Source organism: Pseudoalteromonas rubra, assembly GCF_000967655.1.
GTDB lineage: Bacteria > Pseudomonadota > Gammaproteobacteria > Enterobacterales > Alteromonadaceae > Pseudoalteromonas > Pseudoalteromonas rubra_A.
In genome coordinates, this window is the sequence record NZ_JXYA01000044.1 from 1 (window position 1) to 14981 (window position 14981).

Here is a 14981-nt window from a genome sequence, read left to right on the forward strand (position 1 = left end):
CCGGCCCCGGGCACCATTGTTACAGACAGCTTAATCGCTTGATATGACAGTAAGATTAAGTTATCGTAGCATCGATAAAATGCTTTTTATAAATAAAAGCATATGGAACGCGAGTATAGCTCAGCTGGATGAATGAAAAGACGCAATCTTGTTTCTTGAATTTTGACACTAAGTTAAAAAGCAATATGGAACGCGAGTATAGCTCAGCTGGATGAATGAAAAGACGCAATCTTGTTTCTTGAATTTTGACACTAAGTTAAAAAGCAATATGGAACGCGAGTATAGCTCAGCTGGTAGAGCGCAACCTTGCCAAGGTTGAGGTCACGAGTTCGAACCTCGTTACTCGCTCCAATCTCTGATACACTAAGTATCACACAATGCGGCGGAATGGCAGAGTGGCCATGCAGCGGATTGCAAATCCGTCTACCTCGGTTCGACTCCGGGTTCCGCCTCCATTTCCTTCCTTATCTACCTCATTTTTTAAATTCTTTTTCCAGTTGTTTCCAATAACCACACGTAAATTACCGGTATATCGTTTTTATATTGAATTCTCAGGTCTACTAACTCACCGCTGACACTTTCATTAATGGTAAACTCGCTGCTGGTGAGCAGGTATTGCCCCTGCTGATGCTTTACCTCTACCTGAGCATCTATGGTGATCCCTTTGTTTTTGGCAATCTCTGTCAGGGCATCCTGAATAGCAAGCTTGATGGCGGTGCTGAGCAGGTTATCTGAGGTCATAGTGCCATCTTCACCAAACGCGCCTAACACCAGGTGTTCACTGCGTTTTATGTTGGCCATGGCGCTTGTTGTCGGTGTACTCACAGCCTCAAGCACATCAGGCTTATACAGACCAATGAGCGTTGAACCATACTGACAGCTTTGGTGTAGTGCCAGGCGTGCAGGCATACCTTGTGCCTTTACTTCACCATTGCGGTTAAAGCTTACCTCGTGCTGCACAGTGCCGTCGCGATTGATTGCGCGCTCTTGCAGATATTCCGTGGCGTTCACCCGTGCCTGCAGCAAAAAGCTCGCCACTGCTTTGGCATTGCGCTCACTGATTGAGATCTGTTGATGGGGCGAAGCGGTGTAGTAACTCACTCCCAGCACTTGGTTGCGCTGTTCGTTTTCACATAGCCAGGCAGGCTGACAGAGTGAAAAGTCACACAGGCTTACACGACAGCTGGCGCTTTCATCAGGTGGCGTAAAGCTGACATAGCTGTATTGGGTATCCTGGGTATTAAAGGGCGCTGAGTAATAGATGGTATGACCGGAAGATAATACCTGAGTGGACTCATCTGGTGTCACACCTTGCAGATCGCTGCGCTGTAACTCAATAGCATGATAGGCCGCCAGTTTTTTCAGTGCCCGGGTTCGGCTTGCCAGCTCAGAACCATTGGGAATCGCACTGAATGGCGCTGCCGTGCCAATAAAGCCCAGCTGCCCGGCTTGTTTGGGCGACTGAACCCAGCATGGTAAATGCGTGGGCTGACGCTCTCGTGGCTGCTGTGAAAGGGTTTTACAGCCAGTGAGCATGACGGTGCCCACCAGCAGAGCGAACAATACAGATGAGTGCACAGTCGATCCTTGTGAATAGGGTTATTTTGTATTCTCTTTTAAGGGTAAGTCGAATTCTACCATCAGGCCACCCTTTTCTCGGTTGCGAAGCCTTAACTGGCCCTGATGTGCTGTGATGATGTCATGGCACAGGCTCAGACCCAAACCGGTGCCGTGCGATTTGGTGGAGTAAAAGGGTTGCAGTGCCTGATGTAAATTTCCAGACTGGATCCCTGAGCCCCGGTCGACCACCGCAAACCGCAACCGGGTTTGCTCCTGAGCCACCTGCACGGCGATATCCGCCTTGTCACTGCCCGATTCATGGGCGTTCTTGAGCAAATTGAGCAGCACCTGTTCAATCTGAGCGACATCGAAGTGGCCGCTGCACGTCGGCGCAGAGCCGAGCAGGGTGAAAGGGTAGAGTACCTGCAGGCGTTCTAGCAGGGGCGCAACCGGGTGTGCAGCGCAACATGGCGCGGGCAAGCGTGCATATTCGGCATAGCGCTGAATAAACTCGCTCAGATTTTGGGCGCGTTGTGAAATGGTATCCAGCATATCGGGCAGCAGGTCAAGGTGCTTTTGCTGGTTCAGCATAGTCTGCGCTGAGCCCGTAAGGGACTGAATAGGGGCCAGCGAATTATTCAGCTCGTGGCTGATCAGGCGAATGGCATTTTTCCACAGCATTATTTCTTCACGGTTTTGCTCCGCCGAGACGTTTTTGCAGATCACCAAGCTGTGTGGCTGATAGTTCAGTGTTACCGACTCAACCCCAAGGTAAAACGTATGTTTTTGCTCCTGCTGTTCGAAACTTAACATCCCGCTGTAGCCGTTATTCAGCGCCTGCGCCAGCGCTTCAGGCAAGGTATCGCAGGCCATATCCAGCGAGCTGCCAGTCAGGGCGCCTGGCTGTTTGTTCAGAAGCTGACGTGCGGCGGCATTGTGATAAACAATATGACGGTGTTTATCGAGCAGCAGGGTCGCCATGGGCGAGGCCTGAACTATGCTGTCCAGTACCAGCTCTTTTTGATTCAGCTTTTGCTTTTGTTGCTTCAGGTTTGCGCTGAGCTGGTTGTACAGCGCTATCAGGCGGGCTAAATCTGGATCCGAAGACGGTGAGATACGCAGTGACAGATCGCCATCCTTAATGCTTTTGATCCCATCTTCCAGCGTCGCCAGGATCTGTTGACGACGCCTTATCTGACGGCCAAGTAGCATAAACAGGCTCAGCAACGACGTCAGTAAAGTCACAGCACAGGCCAGGACGGCAGGAATGCCCTGTTGCAATGCAATGGCCAGTGCAATCAGCGCAGATGTCAGCACAAACGCTGAGCTGAACAGGACCCGACCCGAAAAAGACCAGCGCGCAGAGGGCGTCATCGTTTGATTCCAAACTTGTCCATACGGCGATACATGGCCTGGCGACTTAACCCCAGGCTTTTTGCTGCATGCGTCACATTGCCCTGGTGTTTATCGAGCGCCTGAGTAATGTCCTCAATGCTAAATTCATGATTCACCATAGCAGAGGCTGCGGTGCTAAGGCCAAGATCCGTCGCTTCTATTTGTTCACCGCAAGCAAGCAGCTCGGCGCGGCCAATCACATTTTGCAGCTCGCGGACGTTGCCCGGCCAGGCGTAGCGTTTGAGTAATCGCTGGGCACCGTCACTCAGCAGCTTGCCCGAGGTCAGAAAATGGTGCGCGAGCGGAATAATGTCGTCGGGTCGCTCAGCCAAAGGGGGCAGGCGCAGCTCAATCATGTTGAGGCGGTAGTACAAGTCCTGGCGGAAGGTGCCGCGGGCGATGGCCTCATTGAGGTTCGCGTTGGTGGCGCTTATCACCCTGACTTTGACTTTTTGTGTCTTGCTGCTGCCAACAGCTTCGAATTCTCCGGTTTGCAGTACCCTCAATAGCTTTTGCTGGCCCGTCAGCGGCAGATTGCCTATTTCATCGAGAAACAGCGTCCCCCCATCTGCAGCGGCAAAACGTCCCTCGCGGCTTTTCGTTGCGCCCGTATAGGCCCCGCTGACCACGCCAAACAGTTCTGCTTCAATCAGCTCGGCAGGCAGCGCACCGGCATTAACGCGAATAAAGGGTTTATCCCGATAGGCACTGTTGGCAACCAGCAGCTCGGCGATTTTTTCTTTACCCGCGCCGTTGGGACCGGTGATCAACACCTGAGCGTCGGAGCAGGCCACCTGTGTTGCGGTTTCCAGCAAAGGCAGCATGGCTTGATCGGCAAAGGTAAGGCCGCTGAGGTCATATTCAGAGCACAACTTGTCTCGTCTGAGCTTAAACTGCTTCTTGCTGCGCGTCTGGGATTGTTGTAGCTGGTACATTTCCAGCAAATTATTGACCGAGCTCAGTAACTTGTCATCCTGCCAGGGCTTGGCGATATAGTCTGCGGCACCATGTTTGATAAGCTCCACTGCCATCTCCAATTGGGCCCAGGCGGTCAGCAGAATAATTGGCAAGTCCGGATTGAGGGCACGGATCTGGTGATAGAGGGCTTTACCTTCTTCGCCTGAGGTGGTGTCACTGGTAAAGTTCATATCCTGGATCACTAAATCGTAATCCTGTGCTTGCAGCATTGCCAAACCCTGCTCGGGTGAGTCGGCGCCTTCGCAGTCGATATCATTAATTAAAAAAAGAATTTTGAGCGCTTTAATGACATCAGTGTTGTCATCAATGACGAGAATTTTATGTTGCATCGCGTTTTTATCGTTATTGTTGTTAAGATGAAAGGGCTTGTCAGCCCTTATATTAATTGGCTTTGGTCACCCTTGCCGGGGCTATCTTAGCGGCTTTACGCACAGGAATATAGACCGCAGCGGCACTGAGCAGCCATACTGCCAGGGCAACCAGTACGGCCAGCCAGGGCTCAACCAGGCCTTGTGCCCGTAAATGGGTCACAAAATAGTTATTAAGCCACAGCGCGGTGAAGCTGCCAAGCACAATACCCACAAAAGCGAGCAAAGCATTTTCCAGCAACAGGGTTTTAAGTACGGTATGCTGGCTGGCACCCAGGGCACGCAGAATGCCGATGTCCCTTTGACGAATCGAGACTGAGAAAGAAACCAGACCTATAATACCAAACCCGGTGACGGTAATGGCGATAACACTGATCCCTATCATAATGAACGCAAACGTGCTGCGGCCATCCCATAAGCGCTTTTTCGCGCGGGCGGCAAACTCCACCCGCTCCACGATGCGCCCGTGTTGTTGATACAGCACATCTTCAACGTCTTTAAGAACGCCTTCGTTGGTGCCTGGTTTAACCCTGATTAAATAGTTGACGTTGTTACTGCCAAAATGGGCCTGAGGGACAATGGTTGAGTGATACCATTGTTGCTCATAAACGGCTCCTTCACCCAGCATTTTATCGGCATACACCCCAACCACCTGATAGGGGCGGCGAGCGCGTTGCAGGTAGACGGTTTGTCCCAGCGCACTTTGCTCACCAAACAGGCTCTTCGCGAGAGTTTCACTGATCAAGACGACACTGGCATAGCGATTTTGCGAGGCCTCGGCAAAAACAAACTCATTGGGGTAGAAGTTGCGCCCCTGCGTAATGGTTAAGCCCAGGGTTGCAACGCCCTGTGAGGTTACGTCAAACTGGGCGTTTTCAAAGCCCGCTTCTTCCTGGTCGATGGTTTTGTACACCAGGTTGCTGCCGGCGACGGTGGCAAGCACCAGCTCGTTACTGGCATACGTCACCTGAGTCACCTCACCCAGCGCGCTGAGATTGGTTAAATCGCGCTGGATCAAGGCCGATTTATCGGCCTGACTGTCGAACACCTTAGTGTAGACGTTGAGTATCTCGACTTCGTCCAGGTGCGAGGGGATCAACCAGTTCTTAAGCGTCCCGTAGCTGATAAAACTGGCATTGCCGACTATGGTCACAGCAATGGCTATCTGGATCAGGAGCATCACAGAGATATTGCGGTGCTTTACAATGATTTTGAGTATGTGTTTGAGTGACATGCGACTATCCTCTTAACTGTGCTGCGGGGGCGATACGACTAGCTTTGATAATGGGGTAAAGTCCGGCGGCAAATATCGCCACAAAGATCCCTACGGCAGCTTGCAGCGCAAACAGCGTGTCCATGCTATACATACGGCGCACCTGCTCGGCGTCGGCCAGATAATCGGCCTGATACAGGGCAAGGTGAAACATAGCAACCAAGCCAAATTGTGCCAGCAATAAACCCAGCGCAATTGCAGCGCCACTGAGCATACTCAGCTCCAGCAGTTGCACCTTGAGAATATACAGTTTGTTTGCGCCCAGCGCCCGATACAGGGAGACCAGTTTGGCCCGGCTCTGGTTTTTAGCCAGTAAAATGCCGATGGTGTTGATCAGGCAAATGGCAAACAGCAGGTAGGCAAACTTAAGATAAATCTGCTCCCAATAAAGGTTGTCGCTCATTCTGTCGTTGAGACTGGCCAGCTGCGTCAGATAGTAAGACTCTGAGTGGCCAAAGCGGCCCTGAGACGCCTGCTGCTGCGTATAGTTGCGCATCCACAGGATCAGCTCTGCATGGCTGTTGTCGTGCTGCATTGGGTCAAGCACCGCCCAGGCATGCAGATAACCGCACTCGGCACTTTTGAGTCCCTGCACATCTTCCCGACGATAACGGGTTCTTGCGGCTTCTTCCTTAGTGCGGCATGGCATATAGCCGGTTCGTGGCAGATTGTTGGCGTGAGCATATCCAAGCGGGACGACGGCCATATCGTTGGCGCGGGCCTGAAAGCGCATATTCTGAAAACGGCGCAGGTAAGCAGACATGTCCATCACACCGACGACCTCCAGCTGACGGTTGTTGATCACCACCTGTTTGCCGATGGAGTTTGCTCCGCCAAATAACAAGTCATTGGCTTTTTTATCTAATACAATTACCGCGGCATCCTGCATGTCCTCGCGCCAGGGCGCACCATAAATAAATGGCACCTGGAGCAGGTCAAAATACTGAGGATCAGCGGCAGAGGCCTCGGCGGTAACCGGCCTGACACTGTTATCAGGCAGGTCGAGCACAAACGAGGTGGTGTAATTGAACGAAATGCGGGTAGTGTCGTTTGCGCTGAATGCCTCAGCCAAGGCGCCTGCATCGCGATAGGTCAGCGGAGGCGAGCGAAACTCAGAGCGCCGGTCAAACTCCGGGTCCATAAAATTCAGGCTGACGTGATACACCCGATCGGCTCTTTGGTCGATGGGAGAATGGCCGCTGCGTGTGACTATGGTGCCCATAGTTAGCAACAGGGTGATGCCAATGGCCAGGTTAAGTACCATCAGTAAGGTCAATTTGCGCTTCTGTTTCAGGCCGCGCCAGGCCAGTTGCATTAAATCCTTCATTGCGGCCACCTAAGAGATCAGTTCGACCAGTTCATTCTTGTTGATATCTCGCAGTTGTCCGTCGAGAATTTGAATGTTGCGATGCGCTCGCTGCGCCAGTTCATGATCATGTGTGACCATCAGCAAGGTGGTGCCCTGGCGGTTGATCTCTTCGAGCAGTTCCATCACCTGTCTGGCCATCAGCGTATCCAGGTTTCCGGTGGGCTCATCGGCAAGCAAAAAGCGCGGTTTACCGGCAAGCGCGCGGGCAATGGCAACGCGCTGTTGCTGACCACCACTCAGTTGTGCCGGAAAGTGACTGGCGCGACCGCCAAGCCCCACCAATTCCAGGCTTTCCTCAATGCGTTGCTTACGTGCCTTGGCCGACAGACCGCGGAAAATCAGCGGCACTTCAATGTTGTCATAAAGATTGAGGTCGCCGATCAGGTTAAATCCCTGGAAGATAAAGCCAATTTTTTCATTTCGCAGGCGCGAGAGCTGCTTGTCACCCAGGGTGCTGACGTCTTCTCCGTCCAGCTCATAGGTACCCTGTTCGAAGTTTTCCAGTAACCCGGTGATGTTCAAAAAGGTGGTTTTACCTGAGCCCGACGGGCCTGTGACGGCAATAAACTCGCCTTCTTCAACCGTGAAGTTAACGTCTGACAGCGCGTGGGTTTCGACTAATTCGGTGCGGTAGATTTTACTGATATTTTTCATGCGTAACATGGGATGATTCCTTTTATTATTATTCGCTGAGGATCACGTGCTGTGATTGTCCAAAAGCTGTCAGGCTTGAGATGATGATTGTATCACCAGCTTGCAGCCCCTGGGTAATTTCTACTTCCCGGACACTTTTGACACCCAGTGAAACCGGGGTCCTGTATGCGGAGTTTTGTTCAATTTTATAGGCGGTGCTTGATGCGCCGGTTTCGACAAAGGCACCACGCTCGACTTTAAGTACGTTTTGCTTGTGCGCCAGGATGATCTGGGCGTTGACCCGCTGGTTCTGGCGCAAATTTCCCGGCTGCTCGGTAAAGCGAATACGACCGCGAACCTGGCCCTGCTCAACTTCGGGGGAAATCGCCACTAAAGTTGCTCCGTATTGTTCATTGTTAATTTGCACATTGGCTTGCAGGCCTATCCCCAGCTCATCAGCGAGGTTTTCAGGAATATAGGCTTCGACTTCCAGCTCATTGAGATTAACCAGCGACATCAGCGGGGTATTGCGTTGCACATGTTGTTTTTGCTGAACGTTCAGGGTGCCGACAATGCCGGATAAAGGGGAGTGCAGGGTCAGTGCCTCAACCTGACGGCGCAACTCCTCGGTGAGATGACGCTGGCGGGTCAGGTTCAGTTCGCTGCTTTTCAGCTCAAAGCTCAGGCGCTCCTGTGCCAGTTGCAGGCTGGCAATGGCATGACGTTCATTCAGTTCGGCGCGCTTCAGGGCGACCTGGGTCTGTTCCAGTTCTTCTTTTGAGATGATCTGTTTTTCTATGCTGCTACGGGCGCGGGCCATCTCACTTTGTGCGGCTTCCAGTTCGACTTTGGCCAGCTCCATTTGTTGGGTGTTATCCAGCTGCTGTTGTTTTATGGCGATTTTTTGGCGACTGACTTCCATCTCCAGGCGTGCCAGGGTCGCTTCTTCCTGGAGTAACTGATTGCGCAGCTCAGGGCTGTCGATGCTCAATAGCGCCTGGCCCGCTGCAATCTCATCACCCGCTTTGACAAACAAAGTGACTGTGCCTGCTGCGATGGCATACAAAGAAGGGCTGTTTGCGGCCATGGTGCGGCCTTCTACGCGCAGGTCCTGGACCATATCACCGCGCACGACCGTGGCGGTGCGCAGTGATTGCAGTGACACTACCTGATCGGCGCTAAGTAACTGATCAAAGCTGCTGTATGAGGCTGTGGTGGCCCCTATCAGTCCAAAGGCTGCTACCGCACTTACCCACCAGCGCGGTAGCCTGCGCGTTGGTTTAATCGCTTTGTCTTGTTGTTTGGTATCTCGGATCATGCCGGGTACGGCTCCTTGTTTTTTCGATTACTTGTTCTTATTACAAAAACAGTGCCAAAGCGTAATGCACTGAAATTATAGAGTTATTTCTCTTTTTGATAGTGGAGTATCAGCGCAGCGGACGGACAGCGGACAGTACGCGGACAGTAGACGGGTGTCCGGACACCGTGTTGTAGCTCAGTGCATAGCCGAGCCACAATACACTGGCTTTGCCGACCTGATCCTGTACCATAGTGATCATACTAAGTTGCTGTTAAGTAAGTGGTAAAGGAGATACGATGATCCAGTTAGACAAGATAACCTTAAGGCGCCGAGACGGGGCTGGGTACAGACATGTGCTGGACAACCTGAGCTGGTCAGTGTCAGGGGCGCAGCAGGTTGCGTTAACCGGTGAAAGTGGCTCGGGCAAAACGACTTTGCTGAATATACTGGCGGGCTTGCTGAGCCCGGACGCTGGCACCATTTGCATCAACGAGCAATTTATCCATACCTACAACGCCACACAGCTGGCTTTGTACCGCCGCACCATTGGCATGATCTTTCAACATTATCAGCTCCTCAGCCCGCTAAGTGTTGCCGACAATATGGCGTTTCAGGCAAGGCTGAATGGCCGCGCTGTGAGTCGTGAAGACATTGCATTGATGGCAAAACGGCTGGGGCTGGGCGATAAGCTCGATGCCTTTCCAACGCAGCTCAGTGGTGGGGAGCAACAACGCGTTGGGATTGCCCGGGCGCTGCTTAATCAGCCCCGCATACTGCTGGCCGATGAGCCTACCGGTAACCTCGACAGCGAGCGCAGCCAGGAAGTGTTAGAGCTGCTGATGGCGTTATGTAAAGAGCAGCAGGTCAATTTGATCATGGTGACACACAGCCGCGCCCTTGCCGCGCAGTTGCCACGACAGGTGGAGTTACGTGACGGGCGCATACATGAGTGAATTGCGTCTTATCTTGCTGACCTATAGCCAGTTTTATCGTCGTCATGCCGGCCTTTTGGTACTTTTTCTGATTGGTTTGAGCCTGGGCAGTGCCTTGCTCAGTGCAACGCTGGGGTTAAATCAGGAGGCCTCGCAGCGCTATCAAACCAGCACCGCGCTGTTAGCCCAGCCCGTGAGTCATTTTATTCGACCGCCTCTGGGGGAGTCGGGCTTATCGCTTTCTCTGTGGCAACGGCTTTCAGCTGCCGGGTTTGTGCAGGCTCAGCCGGTGCTTGAAGGGCGAGTGAGAAGTGATGACAACAAGCTCATTGCAGTGCGAGGTGTGAATTTACTGCAATGGCAAACCGCCGGTGTCACCCAGCCTGCTCAGCGTCAATCTCAGCAGTCAAATACTGAGCATGCCCTGTTCGACACGCTGTTTGTGTCACCCGAGCGCCTGGCCAGGTTACAGCTCGATGAGGCCGTGTTGTACTTTAACGGTGAGCGTGTTCCTGTAAGTCAGCTCGATGGAGCCGGTCATTTTGCGCTTGCGGACATCAGCCTGGCAGACCGATTGCTCAAGGCACAGGGGCAAGTCAGCTATTTCGAAGTGGCGGGGCTGAATGCCGCGCAGTTACAGCAACTCAAGATACTGCTTGGCAACGAGGGCAGGCTTGAGTCTGCCGAGGCGCAAACATTCGATGCGCTGTCGGGCGCCTTTTTCTTCAACTTGCAGGCACTGGCATTGCTTGGCTATGTGGTGGGCGCTTTTTTAAGTCTGAATGCCATCAAGCTTGCCTATCAGAGCCGGTTATCCTTGCAACAGCAAATGGCCACGCTTGGCTGCCGTCAGGGCCAGCTACTCAAGGCGCTGTGCCTGGAAGTCACGATTCTGAGTGTGGTAGCCGCGACATTGGGCAACCTGCTTGGGGTGCTGATGGCCAATCTGATGATGGCGGATATCAGCGCGGTGCTGAGCAGTTTTTATCAGCTGGACCGGTCGCTGACGGTCAGTTTTGACGTTGCGCTGGTGCTCATCGGCACTGTGCTTAATCTGGCGGTTCTGAGCGCATTTATGGTGTTACAAACAACCATTGCACAGCGGCTGACTAAGTGGTTAACCCTGGCACTTTTAGTACTGGCGGGTGTGGGCGCTTTGACGTTATTGGCACTGGCGCAGACCAAGTGGCAGGCTTTGCTGCTGTGCGCGTGTGTGCTGCTGGTGTTTTTTGCGCTGACGCCGCCGTTGGTGCGTCTGGTGTTTCGGGTCCGATGGCCAACTCAGGCGTCTTTGCTTGTCTGGCTCAAAGGCGACAGCCTGACGCAATTGCCGGCGCTATTGAGCTCGGTGCTGGCGATACTGATGGCAATGGGGGCTGCCATTGGCATGCAGGTAATGGTGGGCAGCTTTAGCAGCGCACTGGATGCGCATCTGCAAACCCGCCTGAATGCCGACTTGTATGTCAGGCCGGATAACCCAACCGCGCAGATGCGTCAGGCATTATTGGATCTACCAGATGTGACGCAGGTGGGAGTTTACTGGTCGGCACACAGCGAAGTCCAAATGGATAATGAGACTGTGCCCGTGACGCTGATGAGTTTTGGTGAAGATGCTCGCTATCATCAGCATCTGACCTTACTGAATAAGCAGCCGTTGCATGCCAGTCATCTTAGCAGTGCCGCTGAGGCCATTTCGTGTTTGGTCAATGAACCGGGCATGCGTCGCTATGATCTGGCTGTTGGCACTTTGATCCAGGTACAACAAGGGGAGCGCGCTTTTTCCTGTCAGATAAGCGGTGTTTTTTACGATTACGGAGAGCCGGGGATTAATCTGGTGGTCAGCAGCTCTGTGATTGTGCGTCAGGCTTTTTTGTATGACGCGGTGGGGTTTATGTTGACGTTAGAGCAAGGGGCTGATGCAGAGCGGGTGGCCGATGTGATTAGTCAGCGCTGGTCACTGGCGGGGCACCAGTTGGTCCACAACCAGGTCTTTAAACGTTATGCAAAACAGCTATTTAGTCAGACTTTTCTGGTTACTCATGCGCTGAATATCTGCATTATGGCAATCGCATTATTTGGTGTCTGGGTGAGCTTTTTAACACTTGGACGACAGCAGCTTCAGCCAATGGCGGTACTACAAACTTTGGGGGTGACCCAGAAGCAATTGCTGCTCCTCAAGCTGTGTCAGGCCGGGCTTATCCTGGGCTTAACGTTACTGCTGGCCGTACCACTTGGGATCCTGCTGGGCTGGGTGTTACTGGAATATGTGATGCCCATCGCCTTTGGCTGGAGCATGGCCATGGTTCTCAGTTGGGGCGATATCTGGGGATTTTGTGCTGTGGTGCTTGTATTGGCGCTGGTGGTAAGCGCTATTCCGTTACTCAAACTGGTCAAACGTAATGTGGCTGATAATGTGGCGCAGCTCTGAGGAACCAATTATGCAAAAAGTCAGCTCCCTTTTGTTAGTTTTACTGGTATTAACGGGCTGCCAGCCGGTTGCGCCACCAACCGAGCGCAACAATGCGGCAATGGCCGTGCTGGGACAAACCTTGGGAGCGCCGGTAGATGCCAGTCAGCCTTTGGTGTTTCCCCGTGACCATGGCGCCCATCCCGAACAAGGGGTTGAATGGTGGTATGTGACGGGCAATCTGACGGCGGACGATGGCAGCAAGTTTGGTATGCAGTGGACCTTGTTTCGTATCATTGACCCGGGTTTTTCAACTTTTCAGTCTTCTCCCTGGTGGGACGGACAGCTTTATTTTGCGCATTTTGCTTTGCAGGATGGCCAGACACATCAGGCGTTTGAGCGCTATGGCAGAGCCGGGCAGGTCGACATTCAGGCCAGCCCCTTCATTGCCCGGCTGGGTGACTGGCAGCTGGCCAGTCGGGGGAATGCCTTCTTGCCGCTGCAATTACACACTCAGACGTCCGGGTATGGCCTGGATATTACACTGGCAAACAGTCCGCTGGTGTTGCATGGCGAGCAAGGATACAGCCAGAAAACCCAACAAGGCCATGCTTCTTTTTACTACAGTTATCCCTTTTTACAAGTTACGGGCACGCTTACATACGCCGGAAAGTCTTATGAAGTTACGGGGCAGGCCTGGCTCGACAGAGAATGGTCTTCTGCCCTGATCGATAACCAGAATGGCGGCTGGGACTGGTTCAGTTTACAGAGCCAAGATCCTGAGCAGGGCGCACTGATGGCGTTTTGTACACGTGATGGGCAAGAGGCCTATGCCTATTGCAGCGCCTCAGAGATATCTCCTTCGGGTCAGGTTACAGCCTACCCGCATGAGCAGGTCACACTGACGGTACTGGACAGGGCGCAAACCCGGGGAGTAACGCACCCGATAAGCTGGCAGTTGCAGGTACCCGGCAAAGAAGCCGTGATCATTGATGTATTGCAGCGCGACTCTTTTAATAGCCTGAGCGTACCTTACTGGGAGGGTCGGATCCGCAGCCGCGGTGGATTTGTCGCAACAGGCTATGGCGAACTGTTTGGCTATTGAGGAACCCTTGTGCAGCGCAGATTTTATTGCATAGGGTGAGTTATAAGGTTTTGTTGTAAATGCAGATTTTCTGGTAAAATGCGCCTTTATTAGATAGAAAAGGACGTTACGCCTGTTATGAATAAAATTGTGTGTTATCTGGTTGAGGTGACTCTGTTTTTACTGTGCCTGGGCGTTGGCTCATTACTATCCGAAGCGTCAGGACCCGCTCTGGTAGGATTTGTTTTGACACAGCTGGTTGTGCCAGCACTGCTGTGGGTTGCACTGCGCTACCTGTTTTTTAAAAGCGTATCAGTTTCATGCGATAAGCCGACATGCGGTGGTCGGGGGAGATTGGAATCACAAACAGAATTGGCAGACAACCCTGTTATCAGGGCTGTGATGATAAAGGGACACAGGTGTACCAAGTGCCAGCATCTCATTCACACAGCCCTATTTACGCCAGTTGCGAAAGATAACGCGTAAGTAATGACTCACACTGGCAGCTCAGAGTCTACTCCCGGTCGTACAGGGGCAGGGCAACACCTGAGACGTCAGGAAATTCCAGCACCGCGACAGGGGTAAAGTCGCTTTCTGCGAGGAAAAACGTCGTCAGGCTGGCACGGGAGTGGATGGTAAACTCCCCCACAAACGGCATCATCCAGCCACTGTCGCTGGATAACACGCCGCTTAACTGAGGCACTTTGCCAAAATCCGGGAGCAGGTAGTCGGGCAGCACGTTGTCGCCCACAGAATGGAGCGGCAGATTGACCCCAATCTGACGTGTGTAAGACACATCCAGCATCGGTTGTCCGGTATATTGGTTGGCCAGGGTTAAAGCATGCTGATGCGCTGTGATAGTGATCGACACATCGCCAGCTTGCTTGGGATAGCCCCAGATCTCACGACCAGCTTTAATTGCAATGGGGTTGTCTAGCATCAGGTGCTGGTTGTAAAGCGCATAGTTATGGGGTTTTCCGGCCGCTTGCTGCTGGGCATTGGCAGCACCTAGTGCCGCCAGTACTTTAGCGGTAAAATCCAGCTGGGCACCGGGCTCGGTCATATCTCCCGGGCAGGGCAAAGTGGGATCTTCACTGCCACGGCGTTTTACATAAAAGCTTGATATTGTCTCGTTATAAGCACCGGCCGGGCTGGCCGTGATTTTTTGTGTATACAGAGCCCCAATCCCTTTTGACGCACTGCCCTCACAATGCAGTCGCACCGGCTCCCACTGCCAGTTCCATAAAAAGAACTGAGCAACATTGGCATCAATTAATCCGACGACCGCGCTGGTGGCTTCACCCTGAACATGAAAGGGCATGTTAACTGGGGTGCCATCAGAGAGATAAGTGGTACTGGTGACCGGATAGGTTTCACTGAGATCGGCGCTATGGCCGGTGTTGCTCAATACCAGCATGGCACTGAGCATAAGTGTATTCAATTTCATTTTAGATCCTTTTCTGACTAGGGTTTTCCTTTGGATGGAGGTTGCCTTACACGCACTGTTAGGTCGCAAAAGCGGGACTAGGCTAACACGCTCGGGTGAAAAGTAAATGAAATGGCACAGCGCAGCAGAGGTGGGTGAAATGTATACGAATGTAAATCAGCTATTCTTTCTATCTTTGCAATGCTGTACACTGCGCGGCCAATTCATGGATCAGGTCGGTTATACAAAACTCGCT

General features: G+C 52.6%; 12 protein-coding genes and 2 tRNA genes. 5 read left to right on the forward strand and 9 right to left on the reverse strand.

Annotated features, from left to right (window positions below; translation table 11 throughout):
- The first annotated feature begins 275 nt into the window (after window positions 1-275).
- Window positions 276-351: transfer RNA gene (locus tag TW77_RS17775), tRNA-Gly, on the forward strand.
- Between the two features lie 30 nt (window positions 352-381).
- A tRNA-Cys gene (locus TW77_RS17780) sits at window positions 382-455 on the forward strand.
- A gap of 25 nt (window positions 456-480) precedes the next feature.
- Here TW77_RS17780 and TW77_RS17785 read toward each other — a convergent pair.
- From TW77_RS17785 to TW77_RS25980, 8 genes are all read right to left on the reverse strand, one after another.
- A complete protein-coding gene (locus tag TW77_RS17785) occupies window positions 481-1578 on the reverse strand; it encodes a hypothetical protein (protein WP_046006329.1) in 1098 nt (365 codons plus the stop codon).
- A 21-nt stretch (window positions 1579-1599) separates the two neighbouring features.
- The gene (locus tag TW77_RS17790) at window positions 1600-2934 is read right to left on the reverse strand and encodes a sensor histidine kinase (protein ID WP_046006330.1); all 1335 of its coding nucleotides are present in this window, start codon (window positions 2932-2934) and stop codon (window positions 1600-1602) included.
- Window positions 2931-4262, reverse strand: coding sequence for a sigma-54-dependent transcriptional regulator (locus TW77_RS17795; protein ID WP_046006331.1), 1332 nt, complete (start codon window positions 4260-4262; stop codon window positions 2931-2933). Before TW77_RS17795 ends, TW77_RS17790 begins: the two co-directional genes overlap by 4 nt.
- Window positions 4263-4314: 52 nt before the next feature.
- Window positions 4315-5535, reverse strand: a complete 1221-nt coding sequence (locus TW77_RS17800; protein ID WP_046006332.1) for an ABC transporter permease — start codon at window positions 5533-5535, stop codon at window positions 4315-4317.
- A 4-nt stretch (window positions 5536-5539) separates the two neighbouring features.
- A complete protein-coding gene (locus TW77_RS17805) occupies window positions 5540-6901 on the reverse strand; it encodes an ABC transporter permease (protein WP_046006333.1) in 1362 nt (453 codons plus the stop codon).
- 9 nt (window positions 6902-6910) lie between these two features.
- Window positions 6911-7606, reverse strand: coding sequence for an ABC transporter ATP-binding protein (locus tag TW77_RS17810; RefSeq protein ID WP_046006334.1), 696 nt, complete (start codon window positions 7604-7606; stop codon window positions 6911-6913).
- 19 nt (window positions 7607-7625) lie between these two features.
- Entirely contained in the window at window positions 7626-8894 is a 1269-nt protein-coding gene (locus TW77_RS17815; protein WP_046006335.1) for an efflux RND transporter periplasmic adaptor subunit, read from the reverse strand.
- Window positions 8895-9003: 109 nt separating this feature from the next.
- Entirely contained in the window at window positions 9004-9135 is a 132-nt protein-coding gene (locus TW77_RS25980; RefSeq protein ID WP_275041938.1) for a hypothetical protein, read from the reverse strand.
- A 37-nt stretch (window positions 9136-9172) separates the two neighbouring features.
- Here TW77_RS25980 and TW77_RS17820 point away from each other — a divergent pair, with 37 nt between their 5' ends.
- Genes TW77_RS17820 through TW77_RS17830 form a run of 3 tightly spaced genes read left to right on the forward strand, consistent with a single transcriptional unit; the run spans window position 9173 to window position 13320 of the window.
- Window positions 9173-9829 (forward strand): ABC transporter ATP-binding protein, encoded by a 657-nt coding sequence (locus tag TW77_RS17820; protein ID WP_046006336.1) that lies wholly within the window; start codon window positions 9173-9175, stop codon window positions 9827-9829.
- Window positions 9822-12236: an FtsX-like permease family protein gene (locus TW77_RS17825; RefSeq protein ID WP_046006337.1), complete on the forward strand. Its 2415-nt coding sequence runs from the start codon at window positions 9822-9824 to the stop codon at window positions 12234-12236. The genes TW77_RS17820 and TW77_RS17825 overlap by 8 nt, the downstream gene beginning before the upstream one ends.
- Window positions 12237-12246: 10 nt before the next feature.
- The gene (locus TW77_RS17830; protein WP_046006366.1) at window positions 12247-13320 is read left to right on the forward strand and encodes a lipocalin-like domain-containing protein; all 1074 of its coding nucleotides are present in this window, start codon (window positions 12247-12249) and stop codon (window positions 13318-13320) included.
- A 493-nt stretch (window positions 13321-13813) separates the two neighbouring features.
- Here TW77_RS17830 and TW77_RS17840 read toward each other — a convergent pair whose 3' ends face one another.
- Window positions 13814-14746 (reverse strand): acetoacetate decarboxylase family protein, encoded by a 933-nt coding sequence (locus TW77_RS17840; RefSeq protein ID WP_046006339.1) that lies wholly within the window; start codon window positions 14744-14746, stop codon window positions 13814-13816.
- Between the last annotated feature and the right edge of the window lie 235 nt (window positions 14747-14981).

Bases quoted from the DNA above. Each gene is read 5' to 3' on its own strand.
- TW77_RS17790 (WP_046006330.1), bottom strand. From the start codon at position 2,934: ATGACGCCCTCTGCGCGCTGGTCTTTTTCGGGTCGGGTCCTGTTCAGC.
- TW77_RS17795 (WP_046006331.1), bottom strand. From the start codon at position 4,262: ATGCAACATAAAATTCTCGTCATTGATGACAACACTGATGTCATTAAA.
- TW77_RS17800 (WP_046006332.1), bottom strand. From the start codon at position 5,535: ATGTCACTCAAACACATACTCAAAATCATTGTAAAGCACCGCAATATC.
- TW77_RS17805 (WP_046006333.1), bottom strand. From the start codon at position 6,901: ATGAAGGATTTAATGCAACTGGCCTGGCGCGGCCTGAAACAGAAGCGC.
- TW77_RS17810 (WP_046006334.1), bottom strand. From the start codon at position 7,606: ATGTTACGCATGAAAAATATCAGTAAAATCTACCGCACCGAATTAGTC.
- TW77_RS17815 (WP_046006335.1), bottom strand. From the start codon at position 8,894: ATGATCCGAGATACCAAACAACAAGACAAAGCGATTAAACCAACGCGC.
- TW77_RS25980 (WP_275041938.1), bottom strand. From the start codon at position 9,135: ATGATCACTATGGTACAGGATCAGGTCGGCAAAGCCAGTGTATTGTGG.
- TW77_RS17820 (WP_046006336.1), top strand. From the start codon at position 9,173: ATGATCCAGTTAGACAAGATAACCTTAAGGCGCCGAGACGGGGCTGGG.
- TW77_RS17825 (WP_046006337.1), top strand. From the start codon at position 9,822: ATGAGTGAATTGCGTCTTATCTTGCTGACCTATAGCCAGTTTTATCGT.
- TW77_RS17830 (WP_046006366.1), top strand. From the start codon at position 12,247: ATGCAAAAAGTCAGCTCCCTTTTGTTAGTTTTACTGGTATTAACGGGC.
- TW77_RS17840 (WP_046006339.1), bottom strand. From the start codon at position 14,746: ATGAAATTGAATACACTTATGCTCAGTGCCATGCTGGTATTGAGCAAC.